At 57.7% G+C, this 17,491-nt stretch carries 16 protein-coding genes and 1 pseudogene; 9 read left to right on the forward strand and 8 right to left on the reverse strand.

The window, feature by feature from the left end; all coding sequences use genetic code 11:
* Positions 1–111: 111 nt before the first annotated feature.
* The gene (gene rpiA, locus ACLEIV_RS13765; protein ID WP_410457209.1) at positions 112–768 is read left to right on the forward strand and encodes a ribose-5-phosphate isomerase RpiA; all 657 of its coding nucleotides are present in this window, start codon (positions 112–114) and stop codon (positions 766–768) included.
* A 241-nt stretch (positions 769–1,009) separates the two neighbouring features.
* Here rpiA and ACLEIV_RS13770 read toward each other — a convergent pair.
* Positions 1,010–1,162: pseudogene (locus ACLEIV_RS13770) on the reverse strand (DDE-type integrase/transposase/recombinase); the annotation flags it as partial.
* 382 nt (positions 1,163–1,544) lie between these two features.
* Between ACLEIV_RS13770 and aat the strand changes: the two are divergent.
* From aat to infA, 3 genes are all read left to right on the forward strand, one after another.
* Positions 1,545–2,243 (forward strand): leucyl/phenylalanyl-tRNA--protein transferase, encoded by a 699-nt coding sequence (aat, locus tag ACLEIV_RS13775; RefSeq protein WP_410457210.1) that lies wholly within the window; start codon positions 1,545–1,547, stop codon positions 2,241–2,243.
* Positions 2,240–2,944 (forward strand): arginyltransferase, encoded by a 705-nt coding sequence (locus ACLEIV_RS13780; protein ID WP_410457211.1) that lies wholly within the window; start codon positions 2,240–2,242, stop codon positions 2,942–2,944. The genes aat and ACLEIV_RS13780 overlap by 4 nt, the downstream gene beginning before the upstream one ends.
* Before the next feature lie 76 nt (positions 2,945–3,020).
* Complete coding sequence (gene infA / locus ACLEIV_RS13785; protein WP_007419779.1) at positions 3,021–3,239, forward strand: translation initiation factor IF-1; 219 nt, start codon at positions 3,021–3,023, stop codon at positions 3,237–3,239.
* A gap of 179 nt (positions 3,240–3,418) precedes the next feature.
* Here infA and clpA read toward each other — a convergent pair whose 3' ends face one another.
* Positions 3,419–5,674, reverse strand: a complete 2,256-nt coding sequence (gene clpA, locus ACLEIV_RS13790) for an ATP-dependent Clp protease ATP-binding subunit ClpA (RefSeq protein WP_410457212.1) — start codon at positions 5,672–5,674, stop codon at positions 3,419–3,421.
* A 49-nt stretch (positions 5,675–5,723) separates the two neighbouring features.
* Positions 5,724–6,041, reverse strand: coding sequence for an ATP-dependent Clp protease adapter ClpS (gene clpS, locus ACLEIV_RS13795; RefSeq protein ID WP_410457213.1), 318 nt, complete (start codon positions 6,039–6,041; stop codon positions 5,724–5,726).
* Between the two features lie 379 nt (positions 6,042–6,420).
* Here clpS and cspD point away from each other — a divergent pair, with 379 nt between their 5' ends.
* The 4 genes from cspD (at position 6,421) to dbpA (ending at position 12,202) form a co-directional block, all read left to right on the forward strand.
* Complete coding sequence (cspD, locus tag ACLEIV_RS13800; protein WP_104484827.1) at positions 6,421–6,636, forward strand: cold shock domain-containing protein CspD; 216 nt, start codon at positions 6,421–6,423, stop codon at positions 6,634–6,636.
* A 162-nt stretch (positions 6,637–6,798) separates the two neighbouring features.
* Positions 6,799–9,429 (forward strand): bifunctional uridylyltransferase/uridylyl-removing protein GlnD, encoded by a 2,631-nt coding sequence (gene glnD, locus ACLEIV_RS13805; protein WP_410457214.1) that lies wholly within the window; start codon positions 6,799–6,801, stop codon positions 9,427–9,429.
* A gap of 217 nt (positions 9,430–9,646) precedes the next feature.
* The gene (gene dapD / locus ACLEIV_RS13810; RefSeq protein WP_410457215.1) at positions 9,647–10,678 is read left to right on the forward strand and encodes a 2,3,4,5-tetrahydropyridine-2,6-dicarboxylate N-succinyltransferase; all 1,032 of its coding nucleotides are present in this window, start codon (positions 9,647–9,649) and stop codon (positions 10,676–10,678) included.
* 144 nt (positions 10,679–10,822) lie between these two features.
* The gene (gene dbpA, locus ACLEIV_RS13815) at positions 10,823–12,202 is read left to right on the forward strand and encodes an ATP-dependent RNA helicase DbpA (protein ID WP_410457216.1); all 1,380 of its coding nucleotides are present in this window, start codon (positions 10,823–10,825) and stop codon (positions 12,200–12,202) included.
* Between the two features lie 267 nt (positions 12,203–12,469).
* On the opposite strand, the gene ACLEIV_RS13820 is transcribed toward dbpA, so the two are convergent.
* Positions 12,470–12,748: a DUF3081 domain-containing protein gene (locus tag ACLEIV_RS13820; RefSeq protein WP_410457217.1), complete on the reverse strand. Its 279-nt coding sequence runs from the start codon at positions 12,746–12,748 to the stop codon at positions 12,470–12,472.
* A 32-nt stretch (positions 12,749–12,780) separates the two neighbouring features.
* Entirely contained in the window at positions 12,781–14,655 is a 1,875-nt protein-coding gene (locus ACLEIV_RS13825) for an SLC13 family permease (protein ID WP_410457218.1), read from the reverse strand.
* 266 nt (positions 14,656–14,921) lie between these two features.
* Between ACLEIV_RS13825 and ACLEIV_RS13830 the strand changes: the two genes are divergently transcribed.
* Positions 14,922–15,749 (forward strand): CvfB family protein, encoded by an 828-nt coding sequence (locus ACLEIV_RS13830; protein ID WP_410457219.1) that lies wholly within the window; start codon positions 14,922–14,924, stop codon positions 15,747–15,749.
* 89 nt (positions 15,750–15,838) lie between these two features.
* Here the strand turns inward: ACLEIV_RS13830 and ACLEIV_RS13835 are convergent, their stop codons facing one another.
* From ACLEIV_RS13835 to ACLEIV_RS13845, 3 genes are all read right to left on the reverse strand, one after another.
* On the reverse strand, positions 15,839–16,279 hold the full coding sequence (locus tag ACLEIV_RS13835) for a flavodoxin (protein ID WP_410457220.1): 441 nt from the start codon (positions 16,277–16,279) through the stop codon (positions 15,839–15,841).
* Between the two features lie 82 nt (positions 16,280–16,361).
* Complete coding sequence (truC, locus tag ACLEIV_RS13840; protein WP_410457221.1) at positions 16,362–17,093, reverse strand: tRNA pseudouridine(65) synthase TruC; 732 nt, start codon at positions 17,091–17,093, stop codon at positions 16,362–16,364.
* Entirely contained in the window at positions 17,090–17,425 is a 336-nt protein-coding gene (locus ACLEIV_RS13845) for a YqcC family protein (RefSeq protein WP_410457222.1), read from the reverse strand. Before ACLEIV_RS13845 ends, truC begins: the two co-directional genes overlap by 4 nt.
* Between the last annotated feature and the right edge of the window lie 66 nt (positions 17,426–17,491).

Raw genomic sequence — 17,491 nt, forward strand, 5'->3', positions numbered from 1 at the left:
CCGCATGCAAGGCAAGTATGCTTTGCTATAATGCGCGCCACCTTTGTAGCAGGCGGCCGCGGGCAGCAGACCGTCGCAAGCAAGACAGCCCTGAGCGAGAGAAAGAAAGTAATGACACAAGATGAGATGAAAAAAGCCGCCGGTTGGGCAGCACTGGATTACGTGACCCCAGATACCATCGTCGGCGTGGGTACCGGTTCGACCGTAAACCACTTTATCGACGCCTTGGGCTCAGTCAAGGACCAGATAAAGGGTGCCGTCTCCAGCTCCGAAGCCTCCACCGCCCGGCTGGAACAGCTCGGCATTCGCATTTTCGATCTCAACGAGGTCAGCGAGCTGGCAGTCTATGTGGATGGCGCCGATGAAATCGACGGCAGCATGGCCATGATCAAGGGCGGTGGTGCGGCCCTGACCCGGGAAAAAATCGTTGCCGCCGTGGCCGACCGTTTCATCTGTATCGTCGATGGTACCAAGACCGTTGAAGTCATGGGCCACTTTCCGCTGCCGGTGGAAGTTATCCCCATGGCGCGGGAATACGTGGCCCGTGAGTTGGCCAAGCTGGGTGGCCAACCGGTATATCGGGAAGGCGTTGTCACCGACAACGGCAACCATATTCTGGATGTGAACGGCCTGAAAATCACCGAACCCAAGGTACTGGAAGCTCACATCAACGCCATCGTCGGCGTGGTCACCAATGGCCTGTTTGCCGAGCGCGGCGCCGATGTGTTACTGATTGGCACCCCGAACGGGGTGGTAAGAAAACCGTAAGCTGTAAATCTGTCTCCAGATCACCACTCGAGTCCCTTGAGTAACTCATAGGACTCGACGTAATACATAAACGTTAGCCGGCATCCTACAGTGCCCGAGTACCTACTCGGCCATTGCGAGCGGTGTTGTGCCAACGCCCCTGCCGGGCCAAGGAATAATAGGCCCAGTATAGTGACGGTGCCTGCTCCGGGAATGTTTTCTTTTTCTCCGTTTTGCTCCACAGCAACTTCCATGATAACGACCCTGTTCCTGGCCGACCTTTCCAGATCGCCATATTAAGGGCGTCATTTACCAGTAGGGCCGACATTCGGCTATCCATCGACCAGTCCTCCGCTGCACGAGAGTAGAGAGCGATAAAGACAGCCAGGTAGAGCCATCCCTTTCGTGTCGGGATATCAGCACATCCTAGGGCAACGTACCGCTCATGCGCACAGCTTTCGTTCAGGGCATGGCCGATACGCAACGAAAACAGGTGGGCCCGATGTGGCATGCTTATCTCTCGATAACAAAGAATGTTGGTATTATTCAATCGATTACATGCTCATCAATGAATCATTCAATGGTAATATAATTAACATGTTTTAGTGACTATCGAAGCCGTTTTGGAACAAAGAACCGCTCGACTGCCCCTGTTGCTCGCTCCCGGAAAAAGTGCTGTTCGAGCAACGTTGCGCCGGGGAAGACATGATCCCGTACCAGAAGGTGCGTCTATTTATTCGCGATTATATCGAGCAAGAAACCGGCTCTATGTACACCAGAACTGAAGAAAGGCCCTCATGCTGACCCTACTCGACAACCGGCTCTGGTTTCCGGAACCCTCACAGGCATTAATCGAACCCAATGGTCTGCTGGCCGTGGGCGGTGACTTGAGCCCGGAACGGCTGTTGCTGGCCTATCGCACGGGGATCTTCCCCTGGTACGATCAAAGCCAGCCCCTGCTGTGGTGGTCACCGGACCCCAGGGCGGTGCTTGAACCGGATGCATTGCACGTCAGTCGCAGCCTGGCCAGACTTGCCCGTCGCGGGCAATACCGGCTGACCGTCAACACCGCCTTCGAACAGGTTATTCGCGCCTGCCGTCAGCTGCGTGAAACCCAGAAAGAAGGCACCTGGATCACCCCCGGCATAGAGCAGGCCTATTACCGACTGCACCAGATGGGTCACGCCCACTCGGTCGAGCTCTGGCAGGGGGAACAGCTGGTGGCCGGGCTTTACGGCATCGGCCTTGGCAAGCTGTTCTGTGGAGAGTCGATGTTTCATCGGGTCGACAACGGCTCCAAACTCGCCATGCTTGGCCTGTGCCGACACCTGCACCGCCATGGCGGCGAGCTGATAGACTGCCAGTTACCCAACCCGCATCTGATGAGCCTGGGGGTCACCAGTTGGCCACGTTCGCGTTTTTTACATAAACTTAAAGAGCTGCAACAGCAGTCGCTTACACAAGCGTGCTGGCAACCAGGTGAGCTGATGTTATGAGGGAAGTGAATCTCAAGGTGGGTCTGACGCCCAAGCACCAATGCAGTTATCTGTCCGAGCGGCAGGAACAACTGCTGGTCCTGCTCGACAGGGAATTGTTGTGCCTGGAAGGCTACGAACAATTACTCAGTGCGGGCTTTCGCCGTAGCGGTTCGGATATTTATCGCCCGCATTGCCAGTTATGCCGTGCCTGCGAGTCACTGCGTATCGACGTCGCCCACTTCACGCCCAGCCGCAGCCAGAAACGCATCAAGCGGCAAAATCGGGATCTGAGTATCAGCCTGAGTGAGCAGGAAAAGCCGGAGTATTTTCGGCTATATCAGCGTTACATCAACGAGCGGCACCAGGATGGTGCCATGTATCCCGCCAGTCGCCAGCAGTATGACGGCTTTCTGCTCTGTGACTGGCTGCCGCCGGTATTTATGGAATTCCGGCAGGAACAACAGCTGGTGGCAGTGGCTGTCACCGACCTGCTCGGTCATGCACTCAGCGCCATGTACACCTTTTACGATCCCGAGCTGGAACACAGATCTCTGGGATCTTTCGCCATTCTGAGCCAACTGGAACTGGCGGCCAGACTGAACAAGCGCTGGGTTTATCTCGGTTACCAGGTGGATGGCTGTAAAAAAATGAATTATAAACAACGCTTCCGCCCTCATCAGCGACTCGTGGCCGGGCATTGGCAGGCGATGAAAGACTGAGCGGAAACTTTACACTCGAGGCGAAATCCGGCATGATCGATGCCGTTTTTATTGCCTGCGTTAACAAGAGGACTCAATGGCTAAAGAAGACAGTATTGAAATGCAAGGGACCATTCTGGACACCCTGCCGAACACCATGTTTCGCGTTGAGCTGGAAAATGGCCATGTAGTCACCGCTCATATCTCCGGCAAGATGCGCAAGAACTACATCCGTATCCTTACCGGTGACAAGGTCACCGTCCAACTGACTCCTTACGATCTGTCAAAAGGACGCATCGTCTTCCGCGCTCGCTAATCCGGTCGCCAGTCACTCCGAATGTTACAGGGTAGCGTCTGTTTCCCATAGCTGTGCCTTTGGGTGATTTGATCGTTCCAGTTCCGTCAGGCATTCATCTCTTGGATAAAAAATGCCCGGCACCATCATGGTGCCGGGCATTGTGGTACTGATTATGGTGCTATATCCAAGACCTGAACTCAATGAGCCAGAGAGGCTTCCGACTGATAGTCAAAATGCAGTTTGTCGTCCTCTAGAGTGACTTTTACCGAGCCGCCACCAACCAGTTCACCGAACAGTAACTCGTTGGCCAGCGGCTTTTTCAGTTTTTCCTGAATCACCCGCCCCATAGGACGTGCGCCCATCGACTTATCGTAGCCTTTCTCTGCCAGCCAGTGACGAGCCTGCTCGCTCACTTCCATCGACACTCCCTTGGCATCCAGCTGCGCCTGCAGTTCGACAATAAACTTGTCCACCACCCGGTGAATCACTTCCATGTTCAGATGGTTGAACCAGATGATATGGTCGAGCCGGTTACGGAACTCGGGTGCAAAGGTCCGGTTGATTTCGGTCATGGCGTCATGGCTGTGATCCTGCTGCTGGAAACCGATGGACTTGCGTATTGTCTCCTGTACCCCGGCGTTGGTGGTCATCACCAGTATCACGTTGCGGAAGTCCGCCTTGCGGCCGTTGTTATCGGTCAGAGTACCATTGTCCATCACCTGCAGCAGCAGGTTGAACACGTCCTGGTGCGCCTTCTCGATTTCATCAAGCAGCACCACCGCATGAGGATGCTTGATCACCGCGTCGGTGAGCAAACCGCCCTGATCGAAGCCCACATAGCCCGGCGGGGCCCCGATGAGGCGCGACACCGTATGGGACTCCATGTATTCGGACATGTCGAAGCGAACCAGCTCGATACCGAGCACCCGCGCCAGCTGCTGGGTCACTTCGGTCTTGCCCACCCCGGTCGGACCGGCAAACAGGAAGGAACCGATGGGCCGCTTCTCGTTGCCCAGGCCGGAGCGACTGAGCCGGATGGAATCGGTCAGCACCTCTATCGCCTTGTCCTGACCAAAAACCACCATTTTGAGCTTGGGCTCCAGATTCTTCAGGGCCTCCTTGTCGGAGCTGGACACCGATTTCTCGGGAATACGGGCAATCTTGGCCACTATGGCCTCGATGTCGCCCACCCCTATGGTCTTCTTGCGCTTGGAGGGGGGCATCATGCGGATTTGTGCGCCTGCCTCATCGATGACGTCGATTGCCTTGTCGGGCAGATGCCGGTCGTTGATGTATTTGGCTGACAGCTCGGCCGCCGCCCGAATGGCCTTGCTGGTATAACGCACATCGTGATGTGATTCGTAGCGGCTCTTCAGCCCCAGCAGTATCTTGGTGGTGTCTTCCACCGAAGGCTCCAGAATATCGATTTTCTGGAAGCGCCGCGCCAGGGCCCGGTCTTTTTCGAAAATCTGGCTGTATTCCTGATAGGTGGTAGAGCCGACGCAACGGATCTGACCACTAGACAACATGGGTTTCAGCAGGTTGGCCGCATCCAGCTGGCCCCCCGAGGCAGCGCCGGCACCGATGATGGTGTGAATTTCATCGATAAACAGGATGGCACCTTTCTGCTTCTCAAACTGTTTGAGCAACGCCTTGAAGCGCTTCTCGAAATCACCACGATACTTGGTACCCGCCAGCAGCGAGCCCATATCCAGCGAATAGATGGTGCTGTCGGCGATAATTTCCGGCACATCTCCATGCACGATGCGATAAGCCAGCCCTTCGGCGATGGCGGTTTTTCCCACCCCGGCCTCCCCCACCAGCAGCGGGTTGTTCTTGCGCCGACGGCACAGCACCTGGATGGCACGATTGACCTCATGATCCCGACCGATCAGCGGATCGATACGGCCTTCCTTCACCCATTGGTTGAGGTTGATGATAAAGCCTTCGGTCTGGCTGCTGGCCGCCTCGTCGGTGTTTTCTTCCAGTTGGGCGGGTGGCGCCTCTTCCTGCTGGCCGTCTTTACGCACGCCATGAGACAGGAAGTTGACCACGTCAAGTCGGCTGATCTGGATTTTTTTCAGCAGGTAGGCCGCCTGAGACTCCTGCTCGCTGAAGATGGCGACCAATACATTGGCGCCGGTTACCTCGGCGTTGCCGGAAGATTGCACATGAAATACCGCCCGCTGCAACACGCGCTGAAAGCCGAGGGTCGGTTGCGTTTCTATTTCATCATCTCCCGCCGGTATCAGCGGTGTGGTCTGCTCGATAAAAAGGTGGGTTTCACGGCGTAGCTGTTCGAGATCTGCACCACAGGCCGTCAGGGCCTCTTTGGCAGACGGGTTGTCCAACAGCGCGAGTAACAGGTGCTCCACCGTCATAAACTCGTGGCGAGCACGGCGCGCTTCGTTGAAAGCGTCGTTCAACGTGCTCTCAAGGTCTTTGTTCAACATAGGCACCTCCCCTAAAAAACTGCGGTGTCCCGTTGCGGCGGGTACTTACTCATTCCTGCTCCATGGTGCACAACAGCGGATGTTCATGCACACGGGCAAACTTGTTCACTTGCGCTACCTTGGTTTCTGCAATCTCTGCGGTAAACAGGCCACAGACTCCTTTCCCCTGATAATGAACCGCCATCATTACCTGCGTGGCCTTATCCACATCCATTACAAAGAATTTTTGCAGTACCTCCACCACAAAATCCATGGGGGTGTAATCGTCATTGTTCAAGATGACCTTGTACATAGGAGGGGGCTGCAGCGCAGTTTCTTCCACCTCTTTTAACTGATCACCATCTGCCTGCTGTGTTCTCCTGCCCATATCTTTACTCTAAATCACTGTTCCGGATCTCGCTACAGCAGTCGGTGCCGGATTGGGTGCCGCTGCCTCGCATCGCTTTCAAGCCAGGGACTGACTCTTTTTGTCAGGATATCAGGAACGCTTTAGCTAGTCTTTCCTTCACACTACCTCCTACGCTCGCGCTGTCAACCGTCTTTCTGTAGCGGAATGCGATAACAAACAAACGCTTGACTCACCCCCATGTTTGGCTAGAGTGGTTGATTGGTGACCATTGAATCAAGTTTCGTATGACGCTTGCGTTTAGGGTCGCCGCATCCGGCGGGGTTCTCCTGTCGTAAAAACTGGCAGCGGTCAGTTACTCAATGTTGTTTTGGATGTTTGAGCAAAAGGATGCAGATGTATGACGACCGGTACGGTGAAGTGGTTTAATAATGCTAAGGGATTTGGCTTTATCTGCCCACAGGAAGGCGGTGACGATGTGTTCGCACATTTTTCCACCATCCAGATGGACGGATACAGAACCCTGAAAGCGGGCCAGTTAGTACAGTATAAAATACAAGAAGGACCCAAAGGTAACCATGCGATAAGTATAGTACCTGCGGCAGATAATAATTAAGCACGGATACACGATATCCATATATCAAGGCGCTTCGGCGCCTTTGTTGTGTCTGAAATACCGACGGCTGTGCTCCGATGCAAGCAAAGGGATCTTCTTTCCCACCCGAGACGACTTTGCTAACGTAGTCGTTACTTCCGACGACAAGGATATCCCTCTCTCATGGACGCCAGCCTGCTCGCTCCGGCCCTGCTCGCCCCCACAGAACTGACCCTGCCCAAGTGCAAGGAAATACTGGCTCGCCTGCAAGACTGGCTGGAACAACGCTTCAAGGCCGGCGACGATATCATGGAGCTGGTCGTCACCCGCTCCCAGCATATGGACCAGTTGCTGACCGGGCTATGGCAACGTCACGACTTGGATAAGGATCCACAGCTGGCGCTGGTGGCTGTGGGCGGATACGGCCGGGGCGAATTGCACCCCTATTCGGATATCGACTTGCTGATCCTGTGCAATGGCACGCCGGAGCCGACCCTGAACGACCGCATCGGCAGCTTCATCACCCTGTTGTGGGATCTTCGCCTGGAAGTCGGTCACAGCGTACGCTCGGTGGCGGAATGCATCCGGCAAGGCAAAAAAGACATCACCATCGCCACCAACCTGATCGAAGCCCGACTGATCACCGGCTGCTACGACACCTTTGCCACCCTTACCCAGGCCACCCAGCCCGAACAATTCTGGCCCAGCCAGGCCTTTTTTGAGGCCAAACGGGAAGAGCAGGAAAATCGCCACCGCCAGTTTCAGGACACCAGTTACAAGCTGGAGCCGGACATCAAAAGCAGCCCCGGCGGCCTGCGCGATATCCAGACCATCAGCTGGGTCGCCCGCCGTCACTTCGGTGCTTCGACCTTGAGCGAAATGGTCAGCCACGGCTTTCTGAGCCGGGCCGAATACCGGGAGCTACTCGACTGTCAGAATTTTTTATGGAAGCTGCGTTTTGCCCTGCACATGGCCATTCACCGCCCCGATAACCGCTTGCTGTTTGACCGGCAACGGGCGGTGGCCACGGCACTGGGCTTTGCCGGCGAGGGTAACGAGCCGATAGAACAGATGATGAAGCGCTATTATCAGACGGTGCGGCGGGTAGCCGAACTCAACGAAATGCTGCTGCAGCTGTTCGACGAAGCCATTCTCGGGCACATCGCCATGGACGTGAAGATGCTCACCCCCGAGTTTCGCCTGCGCGGTCGCCTGATTGACGTCATCAGTCCCGAACTGTTCCGGGAAGAGCCAGCCGCCATATTGCGGCTCTTCTATCAGATTGCCGTGCACCCCCAGATCACCGGCATCTATTCCACCACACTACGCCAGTTGCGGGATGCCCGTCGGCGCCTGACCGGTTTTCTGTGCGAACGGGCCGACTGCCGGCGGCTGTTCATGATGCTGATGCGCCATCCTCGAGCCTGTGGCCTGGCGCTGACCCTGATGCACCGCTACGGTATTCTCGCCGCCTATTTCCCCCAGTGGAGCAAGATAGTCGGCCAGATGCAGTTCGACATGTTTCACGCCTACCCGGTCGACGAACACACGCACCGGCTGCTCAAAAACATCTATCGATTTCGCAAACCCGCAGCCAAACACAGTCATCCACTGTGTTTTGAAATCTGCGGCCGACTACGCAAGCCCGAGCTACTCAACCTCGCCGCGCTGTTTCACGATATCGCCAAGGGCCGGGGCGGCGATCACTCCACGCTTGGAGCTGAAGACGCCCTGACGTTCTGCCTGCAACACGATCTCGACAAATCCGACGCCCGCCTGGTGTCCTGGCTGGTGCGCCATCACCTCTTGATGTCGGTCACCGCCCAACGCCGTGACATCTACGATCCGGATGTGATCAGCGAATTCGCCGGCCTGGTCAGAGACGAACTGCGTCTGGACTTTCTCTATAGTCTGACGGTGGCCGATATTTGTGCTACCAACGATCATCTGTGGAACGACTGGAAAGGCAGCCTGCTGCGCGAGCTCTACTTCGCTACCCAGAAGGCGCTGCGTCGGGGCCTGGAAAATCCGCCGGATCTGCGCCTGCGCATCCGCGAAAACCAGCGTCAGGCCCGCCAGATCCTGGAACAGCTGGATACCCCGAATGAGCAGATAAAGCCCCTGTGGGCCCGCTTTACCGCCGATTACTTTCTGCGCCATACCCCGGAGCAAATCGCCTGGCACAGCCGTCATATTCTGGCCCACGGTGACAGCCCGCGGCCGCTGGTACAAATCAGCCAGCAGCCGGGCCGCGGCGGCAGCGAGTTGTTTATCTACCACCCCGACTCCCCCAACCTGTTCGGTCGGGTAGCGGCGGCGCTGGATCAGAAAAACCTCAACATCCACGATGCCCAGATCATGACCTCGAAAGACGGCTATGCCCTGGATACCTTTATTGTGCTCGAACCCGACGGCCAGCCGGTAAGTGGTGATCGGCTCGGCGATCTGTGCCACAGCCTGAGCGAGGTGTTGCTGATCCCGACGCCGCCCATGGTGCGCATTCGCCCGCCTTCGCGGCGACACCGGGAATTTACCGTCACGACCCAGGTGAATTTTCTGCAGCCCCAGCGGCTGACCAGACGTACTCTGATGGAACTGGTCGCGCTCGACACCCCCGGCCTGCTGGCCCGCATCGGTTCCGTATTCAGTCGTCTGGGGCTCAACCTGCACGCCGCCAAGATCACCACCATAGGCGAGCGGGTAGAGGATTTTTTCAGCCTGACCAACAGCGAAGATCGACCATTAAACGAACAAGAACAGATGTTGTTGCGAGAAAAAGTAGTCGAGGAGCTCAACCAGGGCGGCAAAATATGATAAAAGATGCATTATAAGTGAATCCAGAAACAGGGAAGTCGTTTTAGATGTCTGCACTGCAAGCCATTCTCGAAGCCGCTTTCGAGCGTCGCGACACCATTCGCCGCTGAACTGTTCGACACACAGTAAGGCTCAGCCTGCAACTTATGAACACCCGGCTGGCCGCCCTGTGCGCCAGCCGATTACGAATTCAAACCAAATTAACGGAGTTACCAAGATGGCAAACTTTGCTTTCGGTCTGGGCGTGGGCACCAAGTCCGCCAAAGGTGAATGGCTGGAGGTTTACTACAACCAGCCGCTGCACAACGCTGATAATACACTGGTTAACGCAGTGGCGGCGAAAATCGGTTACCAGGGCGGCAACGCTGCAATCGAAATCAGCGCAGCACAGCTGAGCTCCCTGGAAACGGCGTTCCTGTCTGCGGGCGCAGAAGATCAGGCCGAAATCGTTAGGGCCCTGGAAGGCAGCAGCCAGCCACTGGTGGTGACCATTCTGGACACCGACACGGCCCCCGCCAGCACCGCCGAGGTTTACCTCAAACTGGCACTGCTGTCCCACCGTCTGGTCAAGCCGCACGGCCTGGACTTGTCCGGTATGTTCGGCCTGCTGCCCAACGTCGCTTGGACCTCCGAAGGCGCAATCGCGGTCGACGAGCTGGCCAAGCGCCAGCTGGCGGCCCGGGCACAAGGTCGCACCATCAGCGTCAACTCGGTCGACAAATTCCCGAAAATGACCGACTACGTGGTGCCGGCAGGCGTTCGTATCGGTGATGCGTCCCGTATCCGCCTGGGCGCGCACGTGGGCGAAGGCACCACCGTCATGCACGAAGGTTTCATCAACTTCAACGCCGGTACCCTGGGCGTCAGCATGGTGGAAGGTCGCATCTCTGCCGGCGTTGTGGTGGGCAACGGTTCCGACCTGGGTGGCGGTTGTTCCACCATGGGCACCCTGTCCGGTGGCGGCAACATCGTTATCTCCGTTGGTGAGGGCAGCCTGCTGGGCGCCAACGCCGGCCTGGGCATTCCGCTCGGCGATCGCTGCACCATCGAGTCCGGCCTGTACATCACCGCCGGTGCCAAGGTGACCGTACTAGACGATCAAAACCAGGAAGTGCAGACGGTTAAAGCCGCCGAGCTGGCAGGCAAAGCCGATCTTCTGTTCCGTCGCAACTCCCAGAACGGCCGCATCGAGGTGAAAACCAACAAGTCTGCCATCGAGCTGAACGCCGAGCTGCACAAGCACAACTAAGCAACATCAGAACACGGCAAAGCCCTCGCATGCGAGGGCTTTTTGTTTAACTAATGGCCAAAAAACACCATCCCCGTCGCTTTTCTGCTATGATGCGGCCCCGCCTTAGTGCGCCCCTATTTATCTGATATCAAGAGCTTCCCCGTGACCAACACCGAATTTTCCACCCTGTCCCTGGCCCCATCCCTGATCGCTAACCTGACCAGCCTGGAATACACCCGGATGACCCCGATTCAGGCTCAGAGCCTGCCGCCGATGCTGGAAGGCAAGGATGTGATCGCCCAGGCCAGCACCGGCAGCGGTAAAACCGTCGCCTTTGGCCTGGCGCTGCTGGCCCGGCTCGACGTCAACCGGCTGGGCGTACAGACCATGGTGCTCTGCCCCACCCGCGAGCTGGCCGATCAGGTCGCCCGCGAGCTGCGTCGCCTGGCCCGTGCCATGGCCAACGTCAAGCTGGTGGCGCTCTGCGGTGGCTCCCCCACCGCGGCACAAACCGCTTCGCTCGAATTCGGTGCCCACATAGTGGTCGGTACCCCGGGGCGCATACTCAAGCACCTGGAACAGGGCAGCCTGGTGCTGGACGACCTCAATACCCTGGTGCTGGATGAAGCGGATCGCATGCTCGACATGGGCTTTGTCGACGACATCGAGCGAGTGGTGGCCTTCGCCCCCAAAGCACGCCAGACCCTGCTGTTCTCGGCCACCTATCCCGAGGGCATCGCCGAACTGAGCCGGGGCCTGCAACAAAAGCCGGAGCGGGTATCGGTAGCCGATGAACAACGAGCAGACACCATAGTCCAGCTGTTGTTCGAGGTGGTGCCCAATTTACGCAAACAGGCGTTGGCCACCCTGCTGGCCCACTATGCGCCGCGCTCGGCGGTGGTATTCTGCAACACCAAGCGCGCCTGTCAGGAAGTGGCCGAGCACCTGGCCACCCTGGGCTTCTCCGCCCTGGCGCTGAACGGGGATCTGGAGCAGCGCGAGCGGGATCAGGTGCTGATCCGCTTCGCCAACGGCAGCGCCAACATTCTGGTCGCCACCGATGTGGCGGCCCGCGGCCTGGATATCAAGGAGCTGGCGGCGGTGATCAACTACGACATCACCCAGGATCCGGAAGTGCATGTGCATCGTGTCGGCCGTACCGGTCGTGCCGGCCAGCAGGGTCTGGCGCTGAGCCTCTACAGCCCGCAGGAAGCCTACCGGGTCAACATGATCGAACAATATCAGCGAGCTCCCATAGTGCAGGGATCACTGGCCGACCTGAACGGCAACACGGCGCCGCTGCAGCCGGAAATGGTCACCCTCAATATTGCCGGTGGTCGCAAAAGCAAGATCCGCGCCGGCGATATTCTCGGTGCCCTTACCGGTGAGGCCGGCATTGCCGGTGCTCAGGTGGGCAAGATTGATATCTCGGAGATGCAGTCCTATGTGGCCGTACACAGAGATGTGGCCAGGCAGGCACTGAAGCACCTGCAGCAGGGGAAAATCAAGGGCCGTACCGTCAGGGCACGGCTGATAGGCTAAGACGATTCCATTCAACCCGCTTACCCTTTTTGGGTGATCGGGTTGAATTTTTGCCGCCCGTGGACCGGCGTCCGAGTCATACCAATTTGAATGAACATCTGATCATTTTTAAGCCCGGGATCAGAGACAACACCGTCGCCTTCCACGACACGCCATAAACTGGCTCGAAGAAGCCGACATGGAGTATTCACGGCGTGTCGGAGGAGCTGCCCTTTGTCCGACTTTTGCGGAGTAACCAAATAGATTGGTTATTTAATCTGCCGGGTATCAGTTGCCTTGCTGGCGCTCGTTGTAATGGCGATGAATATAATCAAGCTTCGCCATGAACTGCTCCTTGAGCGAGTCACTGGCATAGTCGAAGTGATAACTCTGGTGAAAGTTCAGCTGCAAGGTAACGCCGCTGCCGGACAAGACCACGCTGTAACCATCAAAATCGCTGCTCGCCATTACACCATCCAGCATATGGCCATCTTCATGGGGTTCACCAAAACGCTGAATCTTGTCGAAAACCTCCAGCACCACCTTGTTGTTCAGTTCATTCTGCATCGTTACCTCCTTCCGTATCCATTCTGTCCCGTTTATAACGGCCACACCCACAGTAGCATGGGAACAGTGACCAGTATCACCAACAAATCCAGTGGCAGCCCCAGACGCCAGTAGTCGCCGAAACGAAAGCCTCCCGGCCCCAGGATCAGGGTGTTGTTCTGATGCCCGATTGGCGTCAGAAAGGCGCAGGAACCCCCGATGGCCACCGCCATCAGAAAGGGGTCCATGCTCACACCCAGCTGGTTGGCGGTGCCGATGGCGATGGGGCACATGACCGCCGCCGTCGCCGCATTATTCATCAGATCCGACAGGTTCATGGTCACCACCAGGATCAACACCAGGGCAACCACCGCATGCCCCTGGGCCACCTCGTTCAACAGCAGATTGGCTATCAGTTGGGCGGTGCCGGTAGACTCCATCGCCTCGGCGACCGGGATCAGGGCACCCAGCAACACCACGACAGGCCAGTCGACGGCGGTATAAACCGAACGAGGCGGCACGGTGCGCAGCACCATGGAGGCCAGCACCCCGGCGGCAAACGCCACCGCCGCCGGCAGCAGCCCGAAGGCGGCGGCGGCGACCGATGCCGCCATGATACCGGTCGCCATCAGTGCCATGCGTTTATCGGGAATCCGCAGTTCACGCTCGGCCAGAGGCACGCAACCGGTGCTGGAGGCAAACTCGGCGATCGCCTCGGGTCCGCCCTGCATCATCAGCAAGTCACCGGCTCTGAAGGCCAGGGCCCGTAACCGCTTGACCGAGCGCTGCCCCTGGCGCGAGACCGCCAGCAAGTTGACACCGTAGCGAGTGCGTAGCTGAATGCCTCTTGCCGTGCGTCCCAGCAGACCGGAGCTCGGCAATATCACCAGCTCCATCAGTACCACTTCATCTGATGCATCCGAACCGCTGCCCTCTGCGTTGTCTTCTTCATCGGTCTTGGCGGTGGAGGTGACCGCCGCCTCTGCCCCGCCGCTCTCTTTGGTTTTCTCTTTTTCTTTCTCTTTTTCTTCTCTGGTCGCCTTGGCTTCTTCCAGTTTCAGACCAAGGCTGGAGAGGGCATGAGACAAGGCTTCCGCTTCCGCCTCCAGCATCAGAATATCACCGGCCCGGGTCCGACGGCGTGGGCTGGGTGGCGCCACCCGCACCTCGTTACGTACCAGCCCGAGCACCTGAGCATCGGCTTCCACCAGCGCCTGCTCTATCTCTCTCAGGGTCATGCCTTCGGCCTTGCAGCCGGCCGGCACCCGCGCCTCCGTGATATAGGCACCGGAATCGAAGCCCTCGACGCCGGACTGCTTGCGTCCCGGCACGATACGCCAGCCAATCAGGGCCACGAAGCCCACTCCCACGGTCGCCACCGTCAAACCAACCGGGGTGAAATCGAACATGCCGAACATGTCCTCGCCGCTGCTCTCGCGAAAGCCGGAGACAATCAAGTTGGGCGGTGTACCGATAAGCGTGGTCATGCCGCCCAATATGGTGCCGAACGACAGCGGCATCAGCACCTTGCCGGGTGGTAATTGCTGGCGACGGGCCATCTGAATCGCCACCGGCATCAACAACGCCAGGGCGCCAACGTTATTCATGAAGGCCGACAGTATGGCGCCAAGCCCGGTGAGGGCGGCAATGGACAGGGTAGGTCCGGCCTGGGATGGCAGTAGCAACCGAGTCAGCACGTCGACGGCACCCGAGATCTGCAGGCCCTTACTCAGCACCAGCACGCAGGCTACGGTGATCACCGCCGGGTGACTGAGTCCATCGAAAGCGATCTCGGCCGGCACCAGACCGGTGATTACACAGGCCAGCAAGGCGCCCGCCGCCACCATGTCGTGACGCCAGCGGCCCCACAGAAACATCAGCACTGTGGCAATCAGAATAACAAGAATGGTGATCTGTGATGGGGTCATGCTATTTTCGGCTCCTGAACATAGCGGGAGTAGCTATTTGGAAGTGTGTACTGTAGCCCGGTCAGAATCACGCATTATCTTTATCCACCAACGCAGCCGCCCAGTTTCCGGAGTGTAGCAGTATTTTTATCTTCCCCTGCAGCAACTAATTCATTGAATTTAAAAGCTTAACCATATATCAAAGCGCCGAGTCCCGTGGTTAACAATTGTGGTCTTTATCGCCCGGTCAGGCTAAGATCGGTTTTTTTGCGAATACGGTAATTCTCATGATCAAGCTTGGCGATAATAACACCCTGCCCCTGTTGCGACTGGACGATAAAGGCGGCTGGCTGGATGCCGGAGAATACGGCGAGGCCTTCATGCCCCGGCGTCAGTTACCTGCCGGTTGTCAGCCCGGTGATGAGATAACGGTATTTATCTATCTGGACTCGGATCAGGAGCCGGTGATCACCACCGACAAGCCCAAGGCTCGAGTCGGCCAGTTTGCGTCATTAAGGGTGGTTACCATCAATCGCCTGGGCGCCTTTCTCGACTGGGGCATGAAAAAAGACATCTTCGTTCCCCAGCGTAGTCAGTCTCAACCCATGCAGGAAGGCAGAAACTATGTCGTCTACCTGTATCTGGACCATGAGGGCCGCATGGTGGCCAGCAGCAAGCTGGACAGTTTTCTCAGCCGGGAATTCCCCCCCTATAGCCCCGAACAGGAAGTCGACCTGCTCATTGCCGAGCATACCCCGCTTGGCTTCAAGGCCGTGGTCGATAACCGTTTCTGGGGGCTGATATTCAAGTCCGATATTGCGGGCCGGGTGCCGACGGGGCTAACCACCAAGGGTTATATCAAACAGGTACGTGACGACGGCAAAATCGACTTGACCCTGTTCAAGCCCGGCGCGGGAAAAGTGGATGATGCCGCCCAGGCGGTACTCGACAAGCTGGACATGGCCGGCGGCTTCATGAAAGTCAACGACAAGACCGATCCCGATACCATCTTTCGCCTGTTCGGCATCAGCAAGGGCACCTTCAAGAAGGCCATCGGTGGTTTGTACAAGCAGGGACGCATTCTGATCGAGGCAGACGGTATCCGTAAGCAGTAACCGGTAGACTGCTACACATAAAAAAACACGGCGCCGTCTCTGACAGCGCCGTGTTTTTTTATCGCTTGCCGCTTATTGCCGACGGCTTTCTAGATTTGTGCCATCCAGCCTTTCAACCAGACCAGTGCCGGCTCTTCCGGCTCCAGAGTCTCGGTGGCGTCCACCTGCAACCGCTCGGTTACCGCCTGTGCCTGCAGCTCCTGCAGCAGCTCGTCGACCTGCCGACCGGCACCACAGAAATTGTCGTAACTGCTGTCACCTAGCGCCACCAGCGCATAACGCAACTGTGGCATAGGCGGGCAGCATTCGCGCATCTCTTCAAACAGTGGCAACAGATTGGGCGGAAGATCGCCCTGCCCCGTGGTCGAGGTGACGAACAGCCAGAAATGTCCGGTATCCAGATCCGCCAGCACGGCGTCTTCATGCAACTGCACCCGATGCCCCGCCTCGGTCAACGCCTGCTCCAGGGTCTCGGCCACCAAGACTGCCGAACCGTATACACTGCCGATAATGATATCTACTGCCGCCATTTTCACTCCTGTTCATGCTCCTAATATGAAGAGCTCATACATCCAAGCTACTGAAAAATGATGATAACCTGAGCCGCAGGCTTTAATCGAGTGCCGTTTGCCAGTCGAATTCATCCGTCAACCGCTGCCAATGTGCATCCAGCCCGGCCTCCAGCACCAGGAGGGTGCCGCTGACCGGATGGGTCAGCGTCAGCCGGTTGGCATGCAGCATCATGCGCTCGCAGCCATATTGTCGGCGAAAGAAGCGGTTGTGGCGACCGTCACCGTGACTGGTATCGCCGACGATGGGATGAAACAGATGCGCCATGTGCCGCCGCAGCTGGTGCTTGCGCCCGGTTTCCGGGGCGAGCCGTACCAGGCTGTAACGGCTGGTGTCGTGTTTCTTCGACACCGCAAAGGGCAGCTCAATCTGCGCCAGCGCCTGCCAGTGCGTTACCGCCGGCTGCGGGGGCTTGTCGGTATCGGCAAACTTGTCGGCAATATCGTCCAGCTGATGGCTAAGGGCATAATCGAGGGTGCCCTGCTCCGGCATATAGCCGCGCACCACCGCCAGATACTGCTTGTCGACCCGGCGTTCACCGAAGGCTTCGGTCAGGGTGCGGGCCACCTCGGCACTCTTGGCGAACAGCAAGACCCCCGAGGTGGGTCGGTCGAGCCGGTGCACCGGAAATACGTGGCACCCCACGGCGTCCCGGGTCAGTTGCATGGCAAAGCGGGTTTCGCCCTTGTCCAGCCAGCTGCGGTGCACCAGCAAACCGGCATCCTTATTGATGGCAACCAGCGACTCGTCTTCATGGATGATGTCGACACTCATGCTTCGCGCCGCACCGGCTGGCCGGACAGGGCTTCATCCAGCCGGGCAATAGCCTCCTCCAGCGCGCCCGTATCTTCGGGCAGCGACTTGAAGGTTTCGGTCGCCATCGGATAGAGGGAAATCCGGATCGGCAGCGGCGCGCCGGCATCGATCATCGCCTGCATCCGCGGCAGCAACACAAATTGCAGCCACTGGGCAAAATTCAGGGTATCCAGACAAAACGGTTCGGTACTGGCCAGCGCCCGGGCAGACGGCGGCGTGCTTTCCCACCAGGACAGGGCCTTCAGTTCCCGTTCAATGGCATACAACAACGTTTGGGGTTCGGCAGGCATGGGTAACATCCTCTAAAACGGCGCGCTACTATACCATCTTGGCCTGCGACTCCCTATAATTCGCCC

Source organism: Oceanisphaera submarina, from assembly GCF_046521305.1.
In the GTDB taxonomy this organism is placed as follows: Bacteria; Pseudomonadota; Gammaproteobacteria; order Enterobacterales; family Aeromonadaceae; genus Oceanimonas; species Oceanimonas submarina.

Excerpts from the sequence above, each read along its gene's own strand:
- rpiA (WP_410457209.1), top strand. The coding sequence starts at position 112 with ATGACACAAGATGAGATGAAAAAAGCCGCCGGTTGGGCAGCACTGGAT.
- aat (WP_410457210.1), top strand. The coding sequence starts at position 1,545 with ATGCTGACCCTACTCGACAACCGGCTCTGGTTTCCGGAACCCTCACAG.
- ACLEIV_RS13780 (WP_410457211.1), top strand. The coding sequence starts at position 2,240 with ATGAGGGAAGTGAATCTCAAGGTGGGTCTGACGCCCAAGCACCAATGC.
- infA (WP_007419779.1), top strand. The coding sequence starts at position 3,021 with ATGGCTAAAGAAGACAGTATTGAAATGCAAGGGACCATTCTGGACACC.
- clpA (WP_410457212.1), bottom strand. The coding sequence starts at position 5,674 with ATGTTGAACAAAGACCTTGAGAGCACGTTGAACGACGCTTTCAACGAA.
- clpS (WP_410457213.1), bottom strand. The coding sequence starts at position 6,041 with ATGGGCAGGAGAACACAGCAGGCAGATGGTGATCAGTTAAAAGAGGTG.
- cspD (WP_104484827.1), top strand. The coding sequence starts at position 6,421 with ATGACGACCGGTACGGTGAAGTGGTTTAATAATGCTAAGGGATTTGGC.
- glnD (WP_410457214.1), top strand. The coding sequence starts at position 6,799 with ATGGACGCCAGCCTGCTCGCTCCGGCCCTGCTCGCCCCCACAGAACTG.
- dapD (WP_410457215.1), top strand. The coding sequence starts at position 9,647 with ATGGCAAACTTTGCTTTCGGTCTGGGCGTGGGCACCAAGTCCGCCAAA.
- ACLEIV_RS13820 (WP_410457217.1), bottom strand. The coding sequence starts at position 12,748 with ATGCAGAATGAACTGAACAACAAGGTGGTGCTGGAGGTTTTCGACAAG.
- ACLEIV_RS13825 (WP_410457218.1), bottom strand. The coding sequence starts at position 14,655 with ATGACCCCATCACAGATCACCATTCTTGTTATTCTGATTGCCACAGTG.
- ACLEIV_RS13830 (WP_410457219.1), top strand. The coding sequence starts at position 14,922 with ATGATCAAGCTTGGCGATAATAACACCCTGCCCCTGTTGCGACTGGAC.
- ACLEIV_RS13835 (WP_410457220.1), bottom strand. The coding sequence starts at position 16,279 with ATGGCGGCAGTAGATATCATTATCGGCAGTGTATACGGTTCGGCAGTC.
- truC (WP_410457221.1), bottom strand. The coding sequence starts at position 17,093 with ATGAGTGTCGACATCATCCATGAAGACGAGTCGCTGGTTGCCATCAAT.
- ACLEIV_RS13845 (WP_410457222.1), bottom strand. The coding sequence starts at position 17,425 with ATGCCTGCCGAACCCCAAACGTTGTTGTATGCCATTGAACGGGAACTG.